The organism is Escherichia sp. MOD1-EC7003 (assembly GCF_002965065.1).
Taxonomy (GTDB): Bacteria; Pseudomonadota; Gammaproteobacteria; order Enterobacterales; family Enterobacteriaceae; genus Escherichia.
The window spans coordinates 21,006-36,796 of sequence record NZ_PTRE01000025.1 but is presented as its reverse complement, the minus strand read 5'-3'; the positions used below and the strand labels follow the sequence as shown (position 1 = coordinate 36,796).

Below are 15,791 nucleotides of genomic sequence, written 5' to 3'. Positions count from 1 at the left end.
ACACGTTTTATCCGTTCTGGACTTCACCCGCTAACCAACGCGCTGCAACAATAACCCCCTGCCCCAGAGACAACCCGCCATCACCCGCCGGTAAACTCTGTGGAAAGAGCAATGTGAAATCAGCGAGATAATGTGCCAGACGTGCGCGCAGCAAACGGTTATGAATAACCCCACCGCTAAATACCAGTGTAGTGATACCGCGCATCGTGGCTTGCTCACGCATCAACGCAGCAAAACCCTGCGCCAGCGCATCATGAAATGCCCACGCACGCTGATTAACCGGAGCCTGCCAGCTCAGCCACTGCTGCCAGAAAGTGGCGAGATCCAGTTGATTGTCCACCAGCGGCATCGTCACCGGATGCGTCACTCCGTGGCACGAAGCTGCAAGCGCCTCCAGAGCACAAGCTGCTTCACCTTCATAACTTAACGTGGCTGGTGCACAACCCAACGCCGCCGCTACGGCATCGAACAACCGCCCACACGATGACGCCAGCGGTGCATTAATTCCACGCTCAATGGCTCGCGCCAGCACGCTCCAGTTTTGCTTTTGCACACTTGCCGTTTCGGGATAATTCTGCCACTCCGGCACAAAGCGCAGGCACTGCGCCAGCAGGTTTCGCCACGGCTGCTTCGCCGCCAAATCGCCACCCGGAAGCGCCACCGCAGGCAAGCCGCCCAGGTGCTGGCATTTGCGATAGTTCACCCGCAGGCACTCGCCGCCCCACAAAGCGCCGCTCTCGCCCATACCAATACCGTCGAGCGTCAGAGCAATGACATCACAGCCATCCAGCGGCCACTGATGCTCTGCCAGACACGCCGCCGCGTGGGCATGGTGATGCAGCACCGTTTGCGTCGGCAGATTCATTTCGCGCGCCCACTGGCTGGAGACATAGCCCGGATGCGCGTCATGCACAACGTATTGTGGGGTGAAATCGTAGATGTTTTGCATCAGACGTAACGCTTCGCGCCACTGCATCAGGATGCCATCATCACTCAAATCGCCCAGATGCTGACTCAACACGGCTTGTCCACCGCGCACCAGACAGAAGGTATTTTTCAGATCGGCACCAAGGCACAGTATTGGCGGCACATTTTTAAAGCCAGACGGCAAGGCCAGTGCGTCCGGTACATAGCCCCGCGAACGACGCAGCATTTCGCCGCTTTCGCGCACCACCGAATCATCCATACGCTGCACGATGTCGCGGTTATGTCTCAAGAATCCGTCGGCAATGCCCTGCAAATCCTCCAGAGCCTGTTCGTTACTGATAGCCGGTGGTTTACCGCTCAGGTTGCCGGAGGTCATCACCAGCGGGCATTGCAGTTCCTGTAACAGCAAATGCTGGAGCGGGTTCGCAGGCAACATCACCCCGACTTCGTTAAGGCCAGGAGCGATATCATCACAAAGCTCAGGAACGCATTTTTTATCTACCAGCACAATCGGCGCGGCGGGCGTGGTGAGCAACTGGCGCACGGCTTCTGGTAAATCGTCTGCCACTGGCAACATGACCGCCAGCGGTTTCGCCGGGCGATGTTTGCGTGCCCGAAGTGTCGCCACCGCGTTACTGTTACGTGCATCGCAGGCAAGATGAAACCCGCCAATCCCTTTGATGGCAACAATCCTTCCTGCTTTTAACTGTGCGACAGCCGCCTGTAAAGCCGCTTCTTGTTCAGCATGTTCACCATGACTTACCCATTCAAGATGCGGGCCACATTCCGGGCAGGCCACCGGCTGGGCGTGGAAGCGACGATCGAGCGGGTCGCGGTACTCTTTATCACAGGCCGGACATAGCGGAAACGCCGCCATCACGGTAAACGGACGGTCGTAAGGCATCGCGCGAATAATGGTGAAACGTGGGCCACAGTGAGTACAGTTGATAAACGGATAACGCCAGCGCCGCTCGCCAGGGGTATTCATTTCAGCAAGGCAAGCAGGGCAAGTGGCAGCATCGGGAACAATTTGCGTATTCATGGCGCCGCCTGCGCTCTGGCGGATAGTGAACTCAGTGGGCAGTTGTGACCAGATAAACGGTTCCTGCTCGACGCTATCAATACGCGCCAGCGGCGGGCAGTGTTGATGCAATTGAACAAGAAACGTTTCCGGGTCTTCCAGCAACCGGACTTCTACGCCATCGCCGTCATTACAGACATCGCCGTGAAGATTTAATTGCTGTGCCAGTTGCCAGACAAATGGACGAAAACCGACGCCCTGCACTTTGCCACGAATACGCAGTTGGACACCGCAAGATGTGTTTTTTGCCATTGAGTTATTCCCGCCATCATGAATTGCGTACCCCGCCCTGCCGGACACGAGCGCGTCGCATCCAGCAGTCACAGGTCGGCGATACCGCCCGCTCCGTATTCTACGAATATTTCCGGGAATTCCTTTGATGCCAGAACATTTCTGTAAGATTTTTTAGAACATCAGCGCCGTGCGGCGGCGTTTTTCTGCGCTCAGTTGTTCAAGTTTATTACGATCGACACAAATCAGCGCATGGGTCGGGCAAGCCGCCATACACGCCGGACCGTCTTCACGATGGTTACAGAGGTCGCATTTATTGGCTTCGGCTTTGTCAGCTCGTACGTTAAGCCCTGTGCCGCTGTTGCGAATAACCGGACGCACCACCACTTCCATCGCGCCATACGGGCAAGCTACAACACAAGTTTTGCAACCAATGCAACGTTCCTGCATGACATGAACAAACCCTTTATCACGGCTGATAGCACCATTCGGGCAGACGTTAGCGCACGGTGCATCTTCACACTGACGGCAGACTGTCGCCGTGGAAATGTTCACACCTTTAATGACATGAATTCGCGGTAAAAAAGTTTCCGGGGTCAGCGATGCACAGTCCTGATTCTTCTGATGAGAAACCACGCACGCCACTTCACAGGTACGGCAGCCAATACATTTACTCGCGTCAGCAATGATGAAACGGTTCATCAAATTCTCCAGCAATGACAGTTAATGCGCCGATACATTCACAAATCATGCCAGTTTTTAATTTACTGTTATTTAAAGAAAATAATTTTTGTAATGCTGCAAAAACACTGTCATCGACACTAGTGACGATGACATGTGATGACAGTGTTTATCGCGGAAATGCAATGAGAGACTCGCAGTAGATCAAGCGCCGTAATAGTGTACGGTGCCATGGCAAAAATCAATAAACAGGGACGCCCTTGTAGGCTCGATAAACCGGGCGCATCAGGCCATTTATGTTTACCATCAGTCTGACTGATTCTTCGTCGTGAAAAGTCAGTTCTGATTCACCCCATCAAGCACATCCCCTGTTATCAAACAACGCTGCGTCAGCGCCAAATCTTCCGTTTGCGGGTCACGCCCGGCAATGGGTTTGAGGACGAGTTTACGGTTGGGGCTATAAGTAAAACGCGTGAGCGCGGGATAGCTTAGCTTGCCAAACCAGCCGTGAACACGTTGCCATTTGGCGTCTTTTACCTGATACAGGCTGGTTATCCAGTAACCAGAATTAAACTGCATATCCAGCAATTGTGTGTGGCCATTGCCTTGCAAATCCAGCAAATCATCTACGCCAGTTTTGCTTGCGGTGTAGAATCCCCAGGGTTCAAAGACACAGGGACGACCATCGCGCGTGAACGTCATAAGGATTAAATGTGCATAAGGAGCCAGACCATTACCAGCACTTGGTAACCAGATAACCAGATCCTGAATGCCGTTACGATCCAGATCGGTGCGATAGAGTTGCCCTTTGCCCGCCATATTTGCCAGCATACCCACAGGCACCGTCCAGGATTTACCGGCGCGGTCTTTAGCGGTTAATTGCCAGTAATCCTCTTCATTTGGCATCTTCTCAAGCGTCACGCCAGCAACGCCAACTTTTCTAAAATGCCAGTTTTGCTCGGTAAAATAAGGCATGTTCAGGAGAGGTTTCAGCGCCCGCTTTTGCGCGTATTCGCTGTCACTCATCGGCAGATATTCGGTAAAGCTGGTAGCCTGCGCAGGAAGCACTAAGCAAAATAAAAAAGCACACATCCTTGTCCAGATTTTCATATCCCTGAATGCCTTAAGAAAGAATTACTCTTCTTCCACTTCTAACTGCGCAAATCCACCATTCCCTTCCCAACCGTCCAGCCGCTGATAAACGGTTTCCACCGCATCTTTAATCGGCTGGGTCATCGGGTAGTAAAAGCCGACGATATCCGGCTGGATGCCGAGGAAAATGACCTCGCCAATATCTTCTTTCAACTGATCGATAAGATAGTTCAGCGGCATGTTATGGGTAGTCATCATAAACATCTCGGCGATGTCATCCGGGTCGATAATGCGGATCTCGCCGGGGTTTAGCCCCATATCAGTGGCATCGACAATCAACAGTCGTTTCGGGCGCAGTTCTCGGATAGCGACAATGTCGTTTTCCGGTGCGCTACCGCCGTCAATCACCACCCAGTTACCTTTCGGCGCGACGGCGCACTTTTCTGCCAGCAGCGGGCCTGCGCCATCATCGCCCATCATGCTATTGCCAACACAGAGTAAAACGTCAGTCACGCAGTCTCCTCACCATCAAATAGATGGCGTTTTCCTGATGAATATCATGCAGCATACTTAACAGCATTGTACTCCATTCTTTCTGCTGCGAAGTTTGCGCAGTCCGGGCTTTATCGAATGCTTTGGCCAGCATCGGCACATGGTTAATGTCGATGACGATCTCACCGTACTTCGGTACGCCTTCCATTTTGCGGCGGGCTTCGCTGCCCGCCTCCAGCGTGGCAATCCATGCCAGATATTCATCCCACGAGCAGGTGAGCGCCGCTTCCAGGCAATCGATAATCCCAAGGTGGTGACCAATCGCCAGGCTGTAATAGACCACCTGCTGCGCCTCGGCGGGCGTGGCATCGTTCTCATCAATAAATTTACGGCTCAGTTGACTGAACACCACCTTTTCACTCATCGGATACGCACCTCTTCAACAACATGATTCAGATGGCTGACAATCTCGTTCAGACGCGGATCATTTTCCGCTTCCAGCCAGCGTGCAACCTGCTCTTCGCCCTGCCCTAAATGTGTCAGGAAGTCATCGGCAATCTGGCGACCGTAACGATAACCCGCCAGGCGGCGTGCTTCACGGTCTACTTTCACACGCAGCGGCTGCACCATATTGCCATGCAGAATCTCTGCCGGTTGGTCATCCAGTTCACCCGGCCCACGGGCGTGAATTTTCTGCTCCAGCAGGCCGAGCGCCATCGCAAAGCCGTACAGCGTGGCGGCAGGCGTTGGCGGGCATCCAGGAATATAGACATCTACCGGGACGATTTTATCCGTACCGCCCCACACGCAGTAGAGATCGTGGAAGATCCCGCCGCTGTTACCACAGGCACCGTAGGAGATACAGATTTTCGGGTCCGGCGCGGACTGCCACGCACGCAGCGCAGGGGATCGCATTGCACGAGTAACCGCACCGGTAAACAGTAAAATATCCGCATGACGCGGTGAAGGAACGACTTTAATGCCGAAGCGTTCTGCATCAAATAGCGGCGATAAGGTAGCGAAAATTTCAATTTCGCAGCCGTTGCAGCCGCCGCAGTCCACGCGGTAAACGTAGGCAGAACGTTTGATTTTTTTCAGTAACGACGCCTTCATGCTGGCGATGGATTCATCCACCGTCATAGGGACCGGAATGCCGTTGGCGTCACGGGGGCCTAATAAATTGCTCATCAGATGGCCTCTTTCATATGGCGAGTCAGTTCAATACGGTCGGACGGCACCAGGCATTTCTGGCGCTTACATTCCGGGCAAGTCTCAAAGCTTTCGCGGTGGTTTTCCGCGCGGCTGTCGCCGTTGTGCTTAAGCAGCGCAATGGCGTAGTCGATCTCTTTCTGGACAGCGAAAGGACGATTGCAGACACGGCAGTTGCACAGCGCAAAGCGGGACTGTTGCAGGAAATCTTCTTTCTTCCACACCGCCAGTTCGTACTCTTGCGACAGTTTGATCGCCGCCGTCGGGCAAACTTCTTCGCAGCGTCCACAGAAGATGCACCGCCCAAGATTGAACTGCCAGGCCAGCTCACCGGTGGCGAGATCCGTTTCAACCGTTAAAGCGTTTGACGGGCAGGCATTGACGCAGGCCGCGCAGCCAATGCACTGCTGCGGGTTCTGCTCTGGCTTACCACGGAAGTTTTTATCAACCGCAATCGGCTCCAGCGGGTAAGACGAGGTCGCCGTGCCGGTTTTGATGACTTTTTTGATAAAGGTAAACATGGCGATTCCTTATTTCAGCGGCGAGTTTTTACGCTCAATGCTGTAACGCTCGAGCTCTTTGTACGGCACCACTTTGCTCTTCTTCTTACGTACATCGACCACGGTCATGCGGTCGGTACAGGAGTAGCAAGGGTCCAGGCTACCGATAATCAGCGGCGCATCGGAAACGGTGTTGCCGCGCAGCATGTAGCGCAGAGTCGGCCAGTTCGCGTAGGTCGCCGCACGACAGCGCCAGCGGTACAGCTTCTGGTTGTCGCCGGTCATGCTCCAGTGGATATCATCGCCACGCGGCGCTTCGGCAAAGCCCAGCGCAAAGCGGTGCGGAATGTAGGTAAATCCTTCCACCGCCAGCGGACCGCCCGGTAGGTTATCGAGACCAAAGTCAATCATGTTCAGCGCGGTATAAACTTCGTTGATACGCACTTTCAGACGGGAAATCACATCACAGCCTTGCTCGCTATGCACTTCCATCGGCAACAAACCATAGCCGACAAACGGGTGATCGGCTCGGGTATCGCGAGCGTGACCACTGGCACGGACCATCGGACCAACGTTGCTGAAATCGCGGGCGATCTCCGGATCAAGGCGACCAACGCCTACGGTGCGTTGTTCCATATTCGGTGTACTCAGCAGTACATCCACCAGCTCCTGTACTTCACGGCGCATCTGTTGCGCCAGCTGGCGGGTCTGGATCATGTCGTCTTTCAGCAGATCGCGTCGAATGCCGCCGATCAGGTTCAGGCCGTAGGTTTTACGCGCACCGGTCAGGATCTCTGCCATTTTCATGGAGGCTTCGCGCACGCGGAAGAACTGCATAAAGCCGGAGTCAAAGCCGGTAAAGTGGCAGGCGAGACCGAGGTTCAGCAGGTGCGAGTGCAGGCGTTCCACTTCCAGCAGAATGGCGCGGATCATCTGTGCGCGTTCTGGCACTACGATGCCCATCGCATTCTCAACGGAGGTGGTGTACGCCGTGCTGTGCGCAAAGCCGCAGATGCCGCACACACGGTCGGAGAGAAAGGTCACTTCGTTATAACCCATGCGGGTTTCTGCCAGTTTTTCCATACCGCGATGGACGTAGAAGAGGCGGTAGTCGGCGTCGATAATGTTTTCGCCATCGACGAACAGACGGAAGTGGCCCGGTTCGTCGGAAGTGACGTGCAGCGGACCAATCGGCACGACATTGTTTTTCTTGTCGCCCAGTTCGTTGATGAACTCGTAGGTTTCAGCGTCGGTGGTCGGAGCCGGACGTTGACGATAATCCATGCTGTCTTTACGTAGCGGGTAGAGCTCATCCGGCCAGTCATCCGGCAGCACCAGACGGCGTTCATCCGGCAGGCCAACCGGAATCAAACCGTACATATCGCGCACTTCACGCTCGCCCCACACCGCCGCCGGAACGCGCGGCGTCACGGACGGATATTCCGGTTTATTGGCATCAACTTCGACGCGCACCGTGATCCAGCATTTGGTGCCCTGCTCCATCGACAGCACGTAGTAGACAGCGTAATGACCATTCAACTTACGTTCGTCGTTACCAAATAGTACTGACAGCCAGCCACCCTGTTTGTAGTAAAGGAACTCCACCACTTCCGGAAGATAGTTCACCTTCACGGTAACAGTCAGCTGATCTTTGGTCTGCCAGGCGTGCTCCAGCACAACGCCCGGAAATGCCTCATTCAGCGCAGCGAGATAATGTTGACCTAATTTTTCTTCAGACATGCTCAAACTCTCTTTAATCACGCCGCCAGCAAGGAGACGAACGCTAAAAATGCAAAGCCAAACCCAGCCCAGGTAATGCGCGGAGTAATATCAAGACGCAGACGGGCCATGCTGTTTTCGAATAGCGCGATAATCAGTACACCGACCACCAGTTTGACGATGGCTATCACCAACGCCAGCAGCAGCCCACCGGCAGTGAAGGTTTCCATTTGTCCCCATGGAATAAACACGCCGATGAACATCTGCAACACCACCAGTTGTTTCAGGCTGATACCCCATTTCATTACGCCAAAGCCGCTGCCGCTGTATTCAGAAAGCGGCCCTTCCTGTAACTCTTGCTCAGCTTCTGCCAGATCGAACGGCAATTTGCCCATTTCAATGAAGGTGGCGAACGCACAGGCGCAAAGTGCCAGAACGAGCGGGATGCTTTGGCTCAGCGGCCAGTGATAAACGGTGTCGGTGATGTTGCTGATATTGGTGGAACCGGCAACCTGCGCGGCGACCCACAGGCCAAGCAGCAACATCGGCTCTACCAGTACGCCGAGCATCGCTTCACGGCTCGCGCCGAGAGCAGTAAACGGGCTACCGGTATCCAGACCGGAAATGGCAAAAAAGAAACGCGCAATAGCGAAGAGATACAATAAGGTGATCAAATCGCCCAGTTGCGGCAGCGGAGAACCGACTGTCACCACTGGCAATGCCGTGGCGATGGTCAGCATAACACCCACCATTACGTACGGCGTCAGGCGGAACACCCAGCCGGAGGCATCCGGGCCAACGCTCTGACGGCCCAGCAGTTTGATAATGTCGCGATACTCCTGCAACACGCCCGGCCCGCGACGGTTATGCAAGCGCGCGCGCGCCACGCGGGTAATACCGGAGAGCAGCGGCGCAACGGCAAATAACACCAGCGCCTGAATTAACGGATATAAAACACTCATTCTCAGGCTCCTCGTGAAACAATAATCACCACCAGCACCGCCAGTTCAACCAGCGCCATCCGGCGAAACAGCAACGCACTCCCCTCGCACTGCCAGCCCGGCACCAGTGACACTGGATTCAACCATTTGCGCAGTTTCAGCACCGGCGCAAACGCCTGTTTCACCGGCATGGCAAAACCGTGAGCGGTAATCACCATTGATTTTTCATGGTCGTAGCCACACACCCAGGCCGCGCCGCGGGATCGCGACGGCAGACGGTCGCCTTTGCAAATCGCCATAATGATGAATGGCAGCAGCGGGCAGGCAATCAGCAGCAACGTGATCATCGGTTGAGAAACGGTGGTGTTAGCAGGCTCCAGCGGCAGAGGTACAGCAGCAGACAGCATCGGCAGCAGCCACGGCGCAGCCACGCCGCCAATCACGCAGCAAATCGCCAGTGCCACCACGCTGATGCTCATCAGGAGCGGTGCACAAGTGGCGTTTTCGGCTTCTTTGGTACGCGGCGCGCCGAGGAACGTGACGCCATAGACTTTCGCCATACACATCACCGCCAGCGCACCGGTAATTGCCAGCCCCACAGCGAGCAACGGCCCCAGCAGACGGGCAACAAACGCGCCGCTATTGCTCAGTTTGAAGAAGGACTGGTAGATAACCCATTCCCCGGCAAAACCGTTCAGCGGCGGCAGCGCAGCCATTGCCATCAACCCGACCAACATGGCGATGGAGATAACCGGCATTTTCTTGCCAATACCACCGAGTTTTTCGATATCGCGATGACCAGTACGGAACCAGACGCTCCCCGCCCCGAGGAACAGTACGCTTTTGAACAGGCTATGGTTAAGCAGATGGTACAGGCCACCGACCAGGCCAAGAGCAATCAGCGCCGGTTGTTCGAGTGCGATACCCGTTACGCCAGCCCCCAGCCCCAGCAGGATGATGCCGATATTTTCCAGGGTGTGGTAAGCCAGCAGGCGCTGGATATTGTGTTCCATCAGCGCATACAGACCGCCGACGAACGCGGTGATCATGCCGAGTACCAGAAGTGCAATCCCCCACCACAGCGGCGCGTTACCGCCCAGCAGCGACAGGGTTAAAATACCCAGCAGGCCAATTTTCATCACCACCGTGGAAAACAGCGCAGCAGCAGGCGCAGAGGCGTTAGCATGTGCCTGCGGCACCCAGCCATGCAGCGGGATAATCCCGGCCAGCAGGCCAAAGCCAATCACGCCAAGTAGCCAGATATCGGAACCGAGCGGCAGCTGTTGCATACGCATATCTAACAGGCGCAGATCCAGCGTGCCGTAACGCTGCCACAGCAGCCAGCAGGCAATCGCCAGCAACAGCGTGCCAAGACGTCCCAGCGCAAACCACAGTTTGCCCTCTTTTCCGTTACTGGTAAGGAACACCGCGCACAAGGCCATGATTTCGGCCATTACCACGAACATGCCGAGGTTGCTGGCGATGACGGCGCACACAGCAGCAGCCATCAACATATTGATCTGCAAGCCGTTGCACTTCACCTGCGCGTGGCGATGCCAGTCAATGTTGTAGAGGCTGACAAACAGGCCGCACAGGCCGAGGGTTATCAGCCAAATCGCATTAAGCGGAGAGATTTGCACATCGTAGCTTACCAGCGACAGCGCACCGCTCACGCCAACCGCGCCAGTCAGCACAGTGAAGCCCGCGGCTGCCGTATACAGGCTACCAACCGCGCCGCCAATTCCGGCAATCCAGCCACTTAGCGCCTTTTGAAAAGAAAAGAGAAATGCCAGAACAGCGGCGGCGACAAACCACGCCACGCCGCTATTGATCAGGGAAATTGCGCTCATTTAGCCTCTCCACTTTGAGCCTGCTGAAACAAGGTGAGATCGCCAAAGTCCGTATTAAAAGTCAGCTCACGTTTACGTTTGCTGACGCGGGCGATATCGGTGTTATTCACCAGATGCAGGGCTTTGGTTGGGCACATCCGCACGCAGGCCGGACCTTGTTCATCAAAGCTACAGAGGTCACATTTGACGGCGATCGCGCGAATACCTGGCACCCAGTCAAGCAATGTGCTGACACGAGCCGGAGCAGGCGGTGCCGGTGGCGCTTTCGGTGTATTGGCATTTGCCGGAATATCCAGCGGACGGCTGCCGGAAAATTCAATTGCGCCAAACGGACAGGCGATGCCGCAAAGTTTGCAGCTTACGCACAGGCTTTCATTCAACTGCACGGCCCCATCAACGCGGGTGATGGCGTTAACCGGGCAGACCACCGCACAAGGCGCATCTTCACAGTGGTGACAGAGCTGCGGCGCAGATTCTTTTTCATTGAGCATCACTCGCAGGCGCGGCATTGATTGCAGGCCGTGCTGGCGATGCGTCTCTGAACAGGCGGCCTCACAGGTGTGGCAGCCGATACAGAGCGTGGAGTCAGCAATTACAAAACGATTCACCAGGCATTCCTCAGGTGATTGTCATTTTTGACGAAAACATGCCGATGAAATGTCATTTTCGACACTCATCGACACGCCCATCCCCAAACAGGCATAACGCCTGCAAAACGGGCAAAGCCCCAACTCATGCCGCCGGGCTTTGTCCCTTTACCAGTTGGCTTAAATTCACCGGCACATTGTTTTCAATGGCGGTGTATAAGCTGTCGTAAACGCCAGCGATTTTTTCGAGATAGTGTTCCAGCACCTGTTCGCGATCGCGGATGTTGACCTTGCCATCAATCATGCCGTCAATGCTCAGTTGCGCTTGCGCAATCCGCTGTTTGTCTTCGCCATCTTTCGTTTCAACGTAATACTCGATGGTGTGGCTGTTAAAGCCATCTGCCAGGGTGACGTAAATGCGAAAATGTTCAAAAAGAACGAAACAGAGTTCTTTATCCGGTGCGCAGCTCATGGCGTGATGCAGGCGCGCTTTCGATAACGTGATCCCCTGAACCAGCGAATTGCAGTAGATGTGCCACTGGTCCTGTAGGCGACGATGCCGCTGTGCGATGTAATCGGCTTTCTCGCTTATTTCCCAAATAGTCATTGTCAGGTTACCCGTTTAACAGAGATGCCAGCTTTAAGCATTTTTTGTGCCAACTTTTAATTTATTGTTATTAAGGTGCTTTTTAGGCTAGAGGCGAATTTCGTCGCCATGTCGACGTGTCATTTCGACATCATCGACATTATTCACCGTAGGGATAATCAACAATGGCACAATTATTGCTTGTAGCTGGCAATAGTTAATGGGAGGCGATATGCACGAAATAACCCTCTGCCAACGGGCACTGGAATTGATCGAACAGCAGGCCGCAAAATACGGCGCAAAGCGCGTAACTGGGGTCTGGCTCAAAATTGGCGCATTTTCTTGTGTCGAAACCAGCGCTCTTGCCTTTTGTTTTGATCTGGTTTGCCGCGGCAGCGTAGCGGAAGGTTGTAAACTGCACCTCGAAGAACAAGAGGCCGAATGCTGGTGTGAAACATGCCAACAATATGTGACGTTATTGACCCAGCGCGTTCGCCGCTGTCCACAGTGTCATGGTGACATGCTACAGATTGTGGCAGACGACGGTTTACAGATTCGGCGAATAGAAATAGACCAGGAGTGAGCGATGTGTACAACATGCGGTTGCGGTGAAGGCAACCTGTATATCGAGGGTGATGAACATAACCCCCATTCCGCGTTTCGTAGCGCACCATTTGCCCCGGCGGCACGCCCGAAGATGAAAATCACCGGCATTAAAGCGCCTGAATTTACCCCCAGCCAGACTGAAGAAGGCGACCTGCATTATGGTCATGGTGAAGCGGGTACTCACGCGCCAGGCATGAGCCAGCGTCGGATGCTGGAAGTCGAAATTGACGTGCTGGACAAAAACAACCGTCTGGCCGAACGCAACCGCGCGCGCTTTGCTGCCCGCAAGCAGCTGGTGCTCAACCTGGTTTCCAGTCCTGGTTCCGGTAAAACCACCCTGCTGACGGAAACCTTAATGCGCCTGAAAGACAGCGTTCCGTGCGCAGTGATTGAAGGCGACCAGCAAACCGTGAACGATGCCGCGCGTATTCGTGCTACCGGCACGCCAGCGATTCAGGTGAACACAGGTAAAGGCTGCCATCTTGACGCACAGATGATCGCCGACGCCGCACCGCGCCTGCCACTGGACGATAACGGTATTCTGTTTATCGAAAACGTCGGCAACCTCGTATGCCCGGCGAGCTTCGATCTCGGTGAAAAACACAAAGTGGCAGTGCTTTCGGTTACCGAAGGTGAAGACAAACCGCTGAAATATCCACATATGTTTGCCGCCGCCTCACTGATGCTGCTCAACAAAGTTGACCTGCTGCCGTATCTCAACTTTGACGTTGAGAAGTGCATCGCCTGCGCCCGCGAAGTCAATCCAGAAATTGAAATCATCCTTATTTCAGCCACCAGCGGCGAAGGGATGGACCAGTGGCTGAATTGGCTGGAGACACAGCGATGTGCATAGGCGTTCCCGGCCAGATCCGCACCATTGACGGCAACCAGGCGAAAGTCGACGTCTGCGGCATCCAGCGCGATGTCGATTTAACGTTGGTCGGCAGCTGCGATGAAAACGGTCAGCCGCGCGTGGGCCAGTGGGTATTGGTTCATGTTGGCTTTGCCATGAGCGTAATTAATGAAGCCGAAGCGCGCGACATCCTTGACGCCTTACAAAACATGTTTGACGTTGAGCCAGATGTCGGTGCGCTGTTGTATGGCGAGGAAAAATAATGCGTTTTGTTGATGAATATCGCGCGCCGGAACAGGTGATGCAGTTAATTGAGCATCTGCGCGAACGTGCTTCACATCTCTCTTACACCGCCGAACGCCCTCTGCGAATTATGGAAGTGTGCGGCGGTCATACTCACGCCATTTTTAAATTCGGCCTTGACCAGTTGTTGCCGGAAAACGTTGAGTTTATCCACGGTCCGGGTTGCCCGGTGTGTGTACTGCCGATGGGCAGAATCGACACCTGCGTGGAGATTGCCAGCCATCCGGAAGTCATCTTCTGTACCTTTGGCGACGCCATGCGCGTCCCCGGGAAACAGGGTTCGCTGCTGCAGGCAAAATCGCGCGGTGCCGATGTACGCATCGTTTACTCGCCAATGGATGCGTTGAAACTGGCGCAGGAGAATCCAACTCGCAAAGTGGTGTTTTTCGGCTTAGGGTTTGAAACCACCATGCCGACGACTGCCATCACTCTGCAACAGGCAAAAGCTCGCGATGTGCAGAATTTTTACTTCTTCTGCCAGCATATTACGCTGATCCCGACGCTGCGCAGTTTGCTGGAACAGCCGGATAACGGTATCGACGCGTTTCTTGCACCCGGTCACGTCAGTATGGTTATCGGCACTGATGCCTATAATTTTATCGCCAGCGATTTTCATCGTCCGCTGGTGGTCGCTGGATTCGAACCGCTTGATCTACTGCAAGGCGTGGTCATGCTGGTAGAGCAGAAAATAGCGGCCCACAGCAAGGTAGAGAATCAGTACCGTCGGGTGGTGCCGGATGCCGGTAACCTGCTGGCACAACAGGCGATATCCGATGTGTTCTGCGTCAACGGCGACAGCGAATGGCGCGGCTTAGGCGTGATTGAATCTTCTGGCGTGCACCTGACGCCGGATTATCAACGATTCGATGCCGAAGCGCATTTCCGTCCAGCACCGCAGCAGGTTTGCGATGACCCGCGCGCGCGTTGTGGCGAAGTACTGACGGGCAAATGTAAGCCGCACCAATGCCCGCTATTTGGTAACACCTGTAATCCTCAAACCGCATTCGGCGCGCTGATGGTTTCCTCCGAGGGAGCCTGCGCCGCGTGGTATCAGTATCGTCAGCAGGAGAGTGAAGCGTGAATAATATCCAACTCGCCCACGGCAGCGGCGGCCAGGCGATGCAGCAATTAATCAACAGCCTGTTTATGGAAGCTTTTGCCAACCCGTGGCTGGCAGAGCAGGAAGATCAGGCGCGTCTTGATCTGGCGCAGCTGGTAGCGGAAGGCGACCGTCTGGCGTTCTCTACCGACAGTTACGTCATCGACCCGCTGTTCTTTCCTGGCGGTAATATCGGCAAGCTGGCGATTTGCGGCACCGCGAATGACGTTGCGGTCAGTGGCGCTATTCCGCGCTATCTCTCTTGTGGCTTTATCCTTGAAGAAGGATTGCCGATGGAGACGCTGAAAGCCGTTGTCACCAGCATGGCAGAAACCGCCCGCGCGGCAGGCATAGCCATCGTTACAGGCGACACTAAAGTGGTGCAGCGCGGCGCGGCAGATAAACTATTCATCAACACCGCAGGCATGGGCGCAATTCCGGCGAATATTCACTGGGGCGCACAGACGTTAACCGCAGGCGATGTTCTGCTGGTGAGCGGTACGCTCGGCGACCACGGAGCGACTATTCTTAACCTGCGCGAGCAGCTGGGGCTGGATGGCGAACTGGTCAGCGACTGCGCGGTACTGACGCCACTTATTCAGACGCTACGTGACATTCCCGGCGTGAAAGCGCTGCGTGATGCCACCCGTGGTGGGGTAAACGCGGTGGTTCATGAGTTTGCGGTAGCCTGCGGTTGTGGCATTGAACTTTCAGAAGCGGCACTGCCGGTTAAACCTGCCGTGCGCGGCGTTTGCGAACTGCTGGGGCTGGACGCCCTTAACTTTGCCAACGAAGGCAAACTGGTAATCGCCGTTGAACGCAACGCAGCAGAGCAAGTTTTGGCAACGTTACATTCCCATCCACTGGGGAAAGACGCGGCGCTGATTGGTGAAGTGGTGGAACGTAAAGGTGTTCGTCTTGCCGGTCTGTATGGCGTGAAACGAACCCTCGATTTACCACACGCCGAACCGCTTCCGCGTATATGCTAATAAAATTCTACATCTCCTATAGTTAGTCAATGACCTTTTGCACCG

At 54.8% G+C, this 15,791-nt stretch carries 17 protein-coding genes; 5 read left to right on the top strand and 12 right to left on the bottom strand.

The annotated features are described in order from the left end of the window. Nucleotides 1–7 precede the first annotated feature (7 nt). The 12 genes from hypF to hycA all read right to left on the bottom strand — a co-directional run bounded on the left by hypF (nt 8) and on the right by hycA (nt 11,917). The gene (hypF, locus tag A7090_RS03855; protein ID WP_105273101.1) at nt 8–2,260 is read right to left on the bottom strand and encodes a carbamoyltransferase HypF; all 2,253 of its coding nucleotides are present in this window, start codon (nt 2,258–2,260) and stop codon (nt 8–10) included. A 153-nt stretch (nt 2,261–2,413) separates the two neighbouring features. Continuing rightward, complete coding sequence (gene hydN / locus A7090_RS03850; RefSeq protein WP_105273100.1) at nt 2,414–2,941, bottom strand: electron transport protein HydN; 528 nt, start codon at nt 2,939–2,941, stop codon at nt 2,414–2,416. A 315-nt stretch (nt 2,942–3,256) separates the two neighbouring features. Beyond that, nucleotides 3,257–4,012, bottom strand: a complete 756-nt coding sequence (locus tag A7090_RS03845) for a hypothetical protein (RefSeq protein WP_105273099.1) — start codon at nt 4,010–4,012, stop codon at nt 3,257–3,259. A gap of 42 nt (nt 4,013–4,054) precedes the next feature. After that, complete coding sequence (hycI, locus tag A7090_RS03840) at nt 4,055–4,525, bottom strand: hydrogenase maturation peptidase HycI (RefSeq protein WP_105273098.1); 471 nt, start codon at nt 4,523–4,525, stop codon at nt 4,055–4,057. Next, nucleotides 4,518–4,928, bottom strand: a complete 411-nt coding sequence (gene hycH, locus A7090_RS03835) for a formate hydrogenlyase assembly protein HycH (RefSeq protein ID WP_105273097.1) — start codon at nt 4,926–4,928, stop codon at nt 4,518–4,520. Before hycH ends, hycI begins: the two co-directional genes overlap by 8 nt. Beyond that, on the bottom strand, nt 4,925–5,692 hold the full coding sequence (hycG, locus tag A7090_RS03830; protein ID WP_105273096.1) for a formate hydrogenlyase subunit HycG: 768 nt from the start codon (nt 5,690–5,692) through the stop codon (nt 4,925–4,927). The genes hycH and hycG overlap by 4 nt, the downstream gene beginning before the upstream one ends. After that, nucleotides 5,692–6,234: a formate hydrogenlyase subunit HycF gene (gene hycF, locus A7090_RS03825; RefSeq protein WP_000493799.1), complete on the bottom strand. Its 543-nt coding sequence runs from the start codon at nt 6,232–6,234 to the stop codon at nt 5,692–5,694. Before hycF ends, hycG begins: the two co-directional genes overlap by 1 nt. Before the next feature lie 9 nt (nt 6,235–6,243). After that, nucleotides 6,244–7,953: a formate hydrogenlyase subunit HycE gene (gene hycE / locus A7090_RS03820; RefSeq protein WP_105273095.1), complete on the bottom strand. Its 1,710-nt coding sequence runs from the start codon at nt 7,951–7,953 to the stop codon at nt 6,244–6,246. A gap of 17 nt (nt 7,954–7,970) precedes the next feature. Beyond that, on the bottom strand, nt 7,971–8,894 hold the full coding sequence (hycD, locus tag A7090_RS03815) for a formate hydrogenlyase subunit HycD (protein ID WP_105273094.1): 924 nt from the start codon (nt 8,892–8,894) through the stop codon (nt 7,971–7,973). A 2-nt stretch (nt 8,895–8,896) separates the two neighbouring features. Beyond that, a complete protein-coding gene (hycC, locus tag A7090_RS03810; RefSeq protein ID WP_105273093.1) occupies nt 8,897–10,723 on the bottom strand; it encodes a formate hydrogenlyase subunit 3 in 1,827 nt (608 codons plus the stop codon). After that, nucleotides 10,720–11,331, bottom strand: coding sequence for a formate hydrogenlyase subunit HycB (hycB, locus tag A7090_RS03805; protein WP_032183086.1), 612 nt, complete (start codon nt 11,329–11,331; stop codon nt 10,720–10,722). Before hycB ends, hycC begins: the two co-directional genes overlap by 4 nt. A gap of 124 nt (nt 11,332–11,455) precedes the next feature. Then, the gene (gene hycA, locus A7090_RS03800) at nt 11,456–11,917 is read right to left on the bottom strand and encodes a formate hydrogenlyase regulator HycA (protein WP_000158056.1); all 462 of its coding nucleotides are present in this window, start codon (nt 11,915–11,917) and stop codon (nt 11,456–11,458) included. Nucleotides 11,918–12,128: 211 nt separating this feature from the next. Between hycA and hypA the strand changes: the two genes are divergently transcribed. From hypA to hypE, 5 genes are read left to right on the top strand one after another with little or no spacing between them, the layout of a single operon-like run. After that, complete coding sequence (hypA, locus tag A7090_RS03795) at nt 12,129–12,479, top strand: hydrogenase maturation nickel metallochaperone HypA (RefSeq protein WP_105273141.1); 351 nt, start codon at nt 12,129–12,131, stop codon at nt 12,477–12,479. Between the two features lie 3 nt (nt 12,480–12,482). Next, nucleotides 12,483–13,355, top strand: coding sequence for a hydrogenase nickel incorporation protein HypB (hypB, locus tag A7090_RS03790; protein ID WP_000337665.1), 873 nt, complete (start codon nt 12,483–12,485; stop codon nt 13,353–13,355). Continuing rightward, nucleotides 13,346–13,618: a hydrogenase 3 maturation protein HypC gene (gene hypC / locus A7090_RS03785; RefSeq protein WP_105273092.1), complete on the top strand. Its 273-nt coding sequence runs from the start codon at nt 13,346–13,348 to the stop codon at nt 13,616–13,618. Before hypB ends, hypC begins: the two co-directional genes overlap by 10 nt. Beyond that, a complete protein-coding gene (hypD, locus tag A7090_RS03780) occupies nt 13,618–14,739 on the top strand; it encodes a hydrogenase formation protein HypD (protein ID WP_105273091.1) in 1,122 nt (373 codons plus the stop codon). Before hypC ends, hypD begins: the two co-directional genes overlap by 1 nt. After that, nucleotides 14,736–15,746: a hydrogenase maturation carbamoyl dehydratase HypE gene (gene hypE / locus A7090_RS03775; protein WP_105273090.1), complete on the top strand. Its 1,011-nt coding sequence runs from the start codon at nt 14,736–14,738 to the stop codon at nt 15,744–15,746. Before hypD ends, hypE begins: the two co-directional genes overlap by 4 nt. Nucleotides 15,747–15,791: the final 45 nt, after the last annotated feature.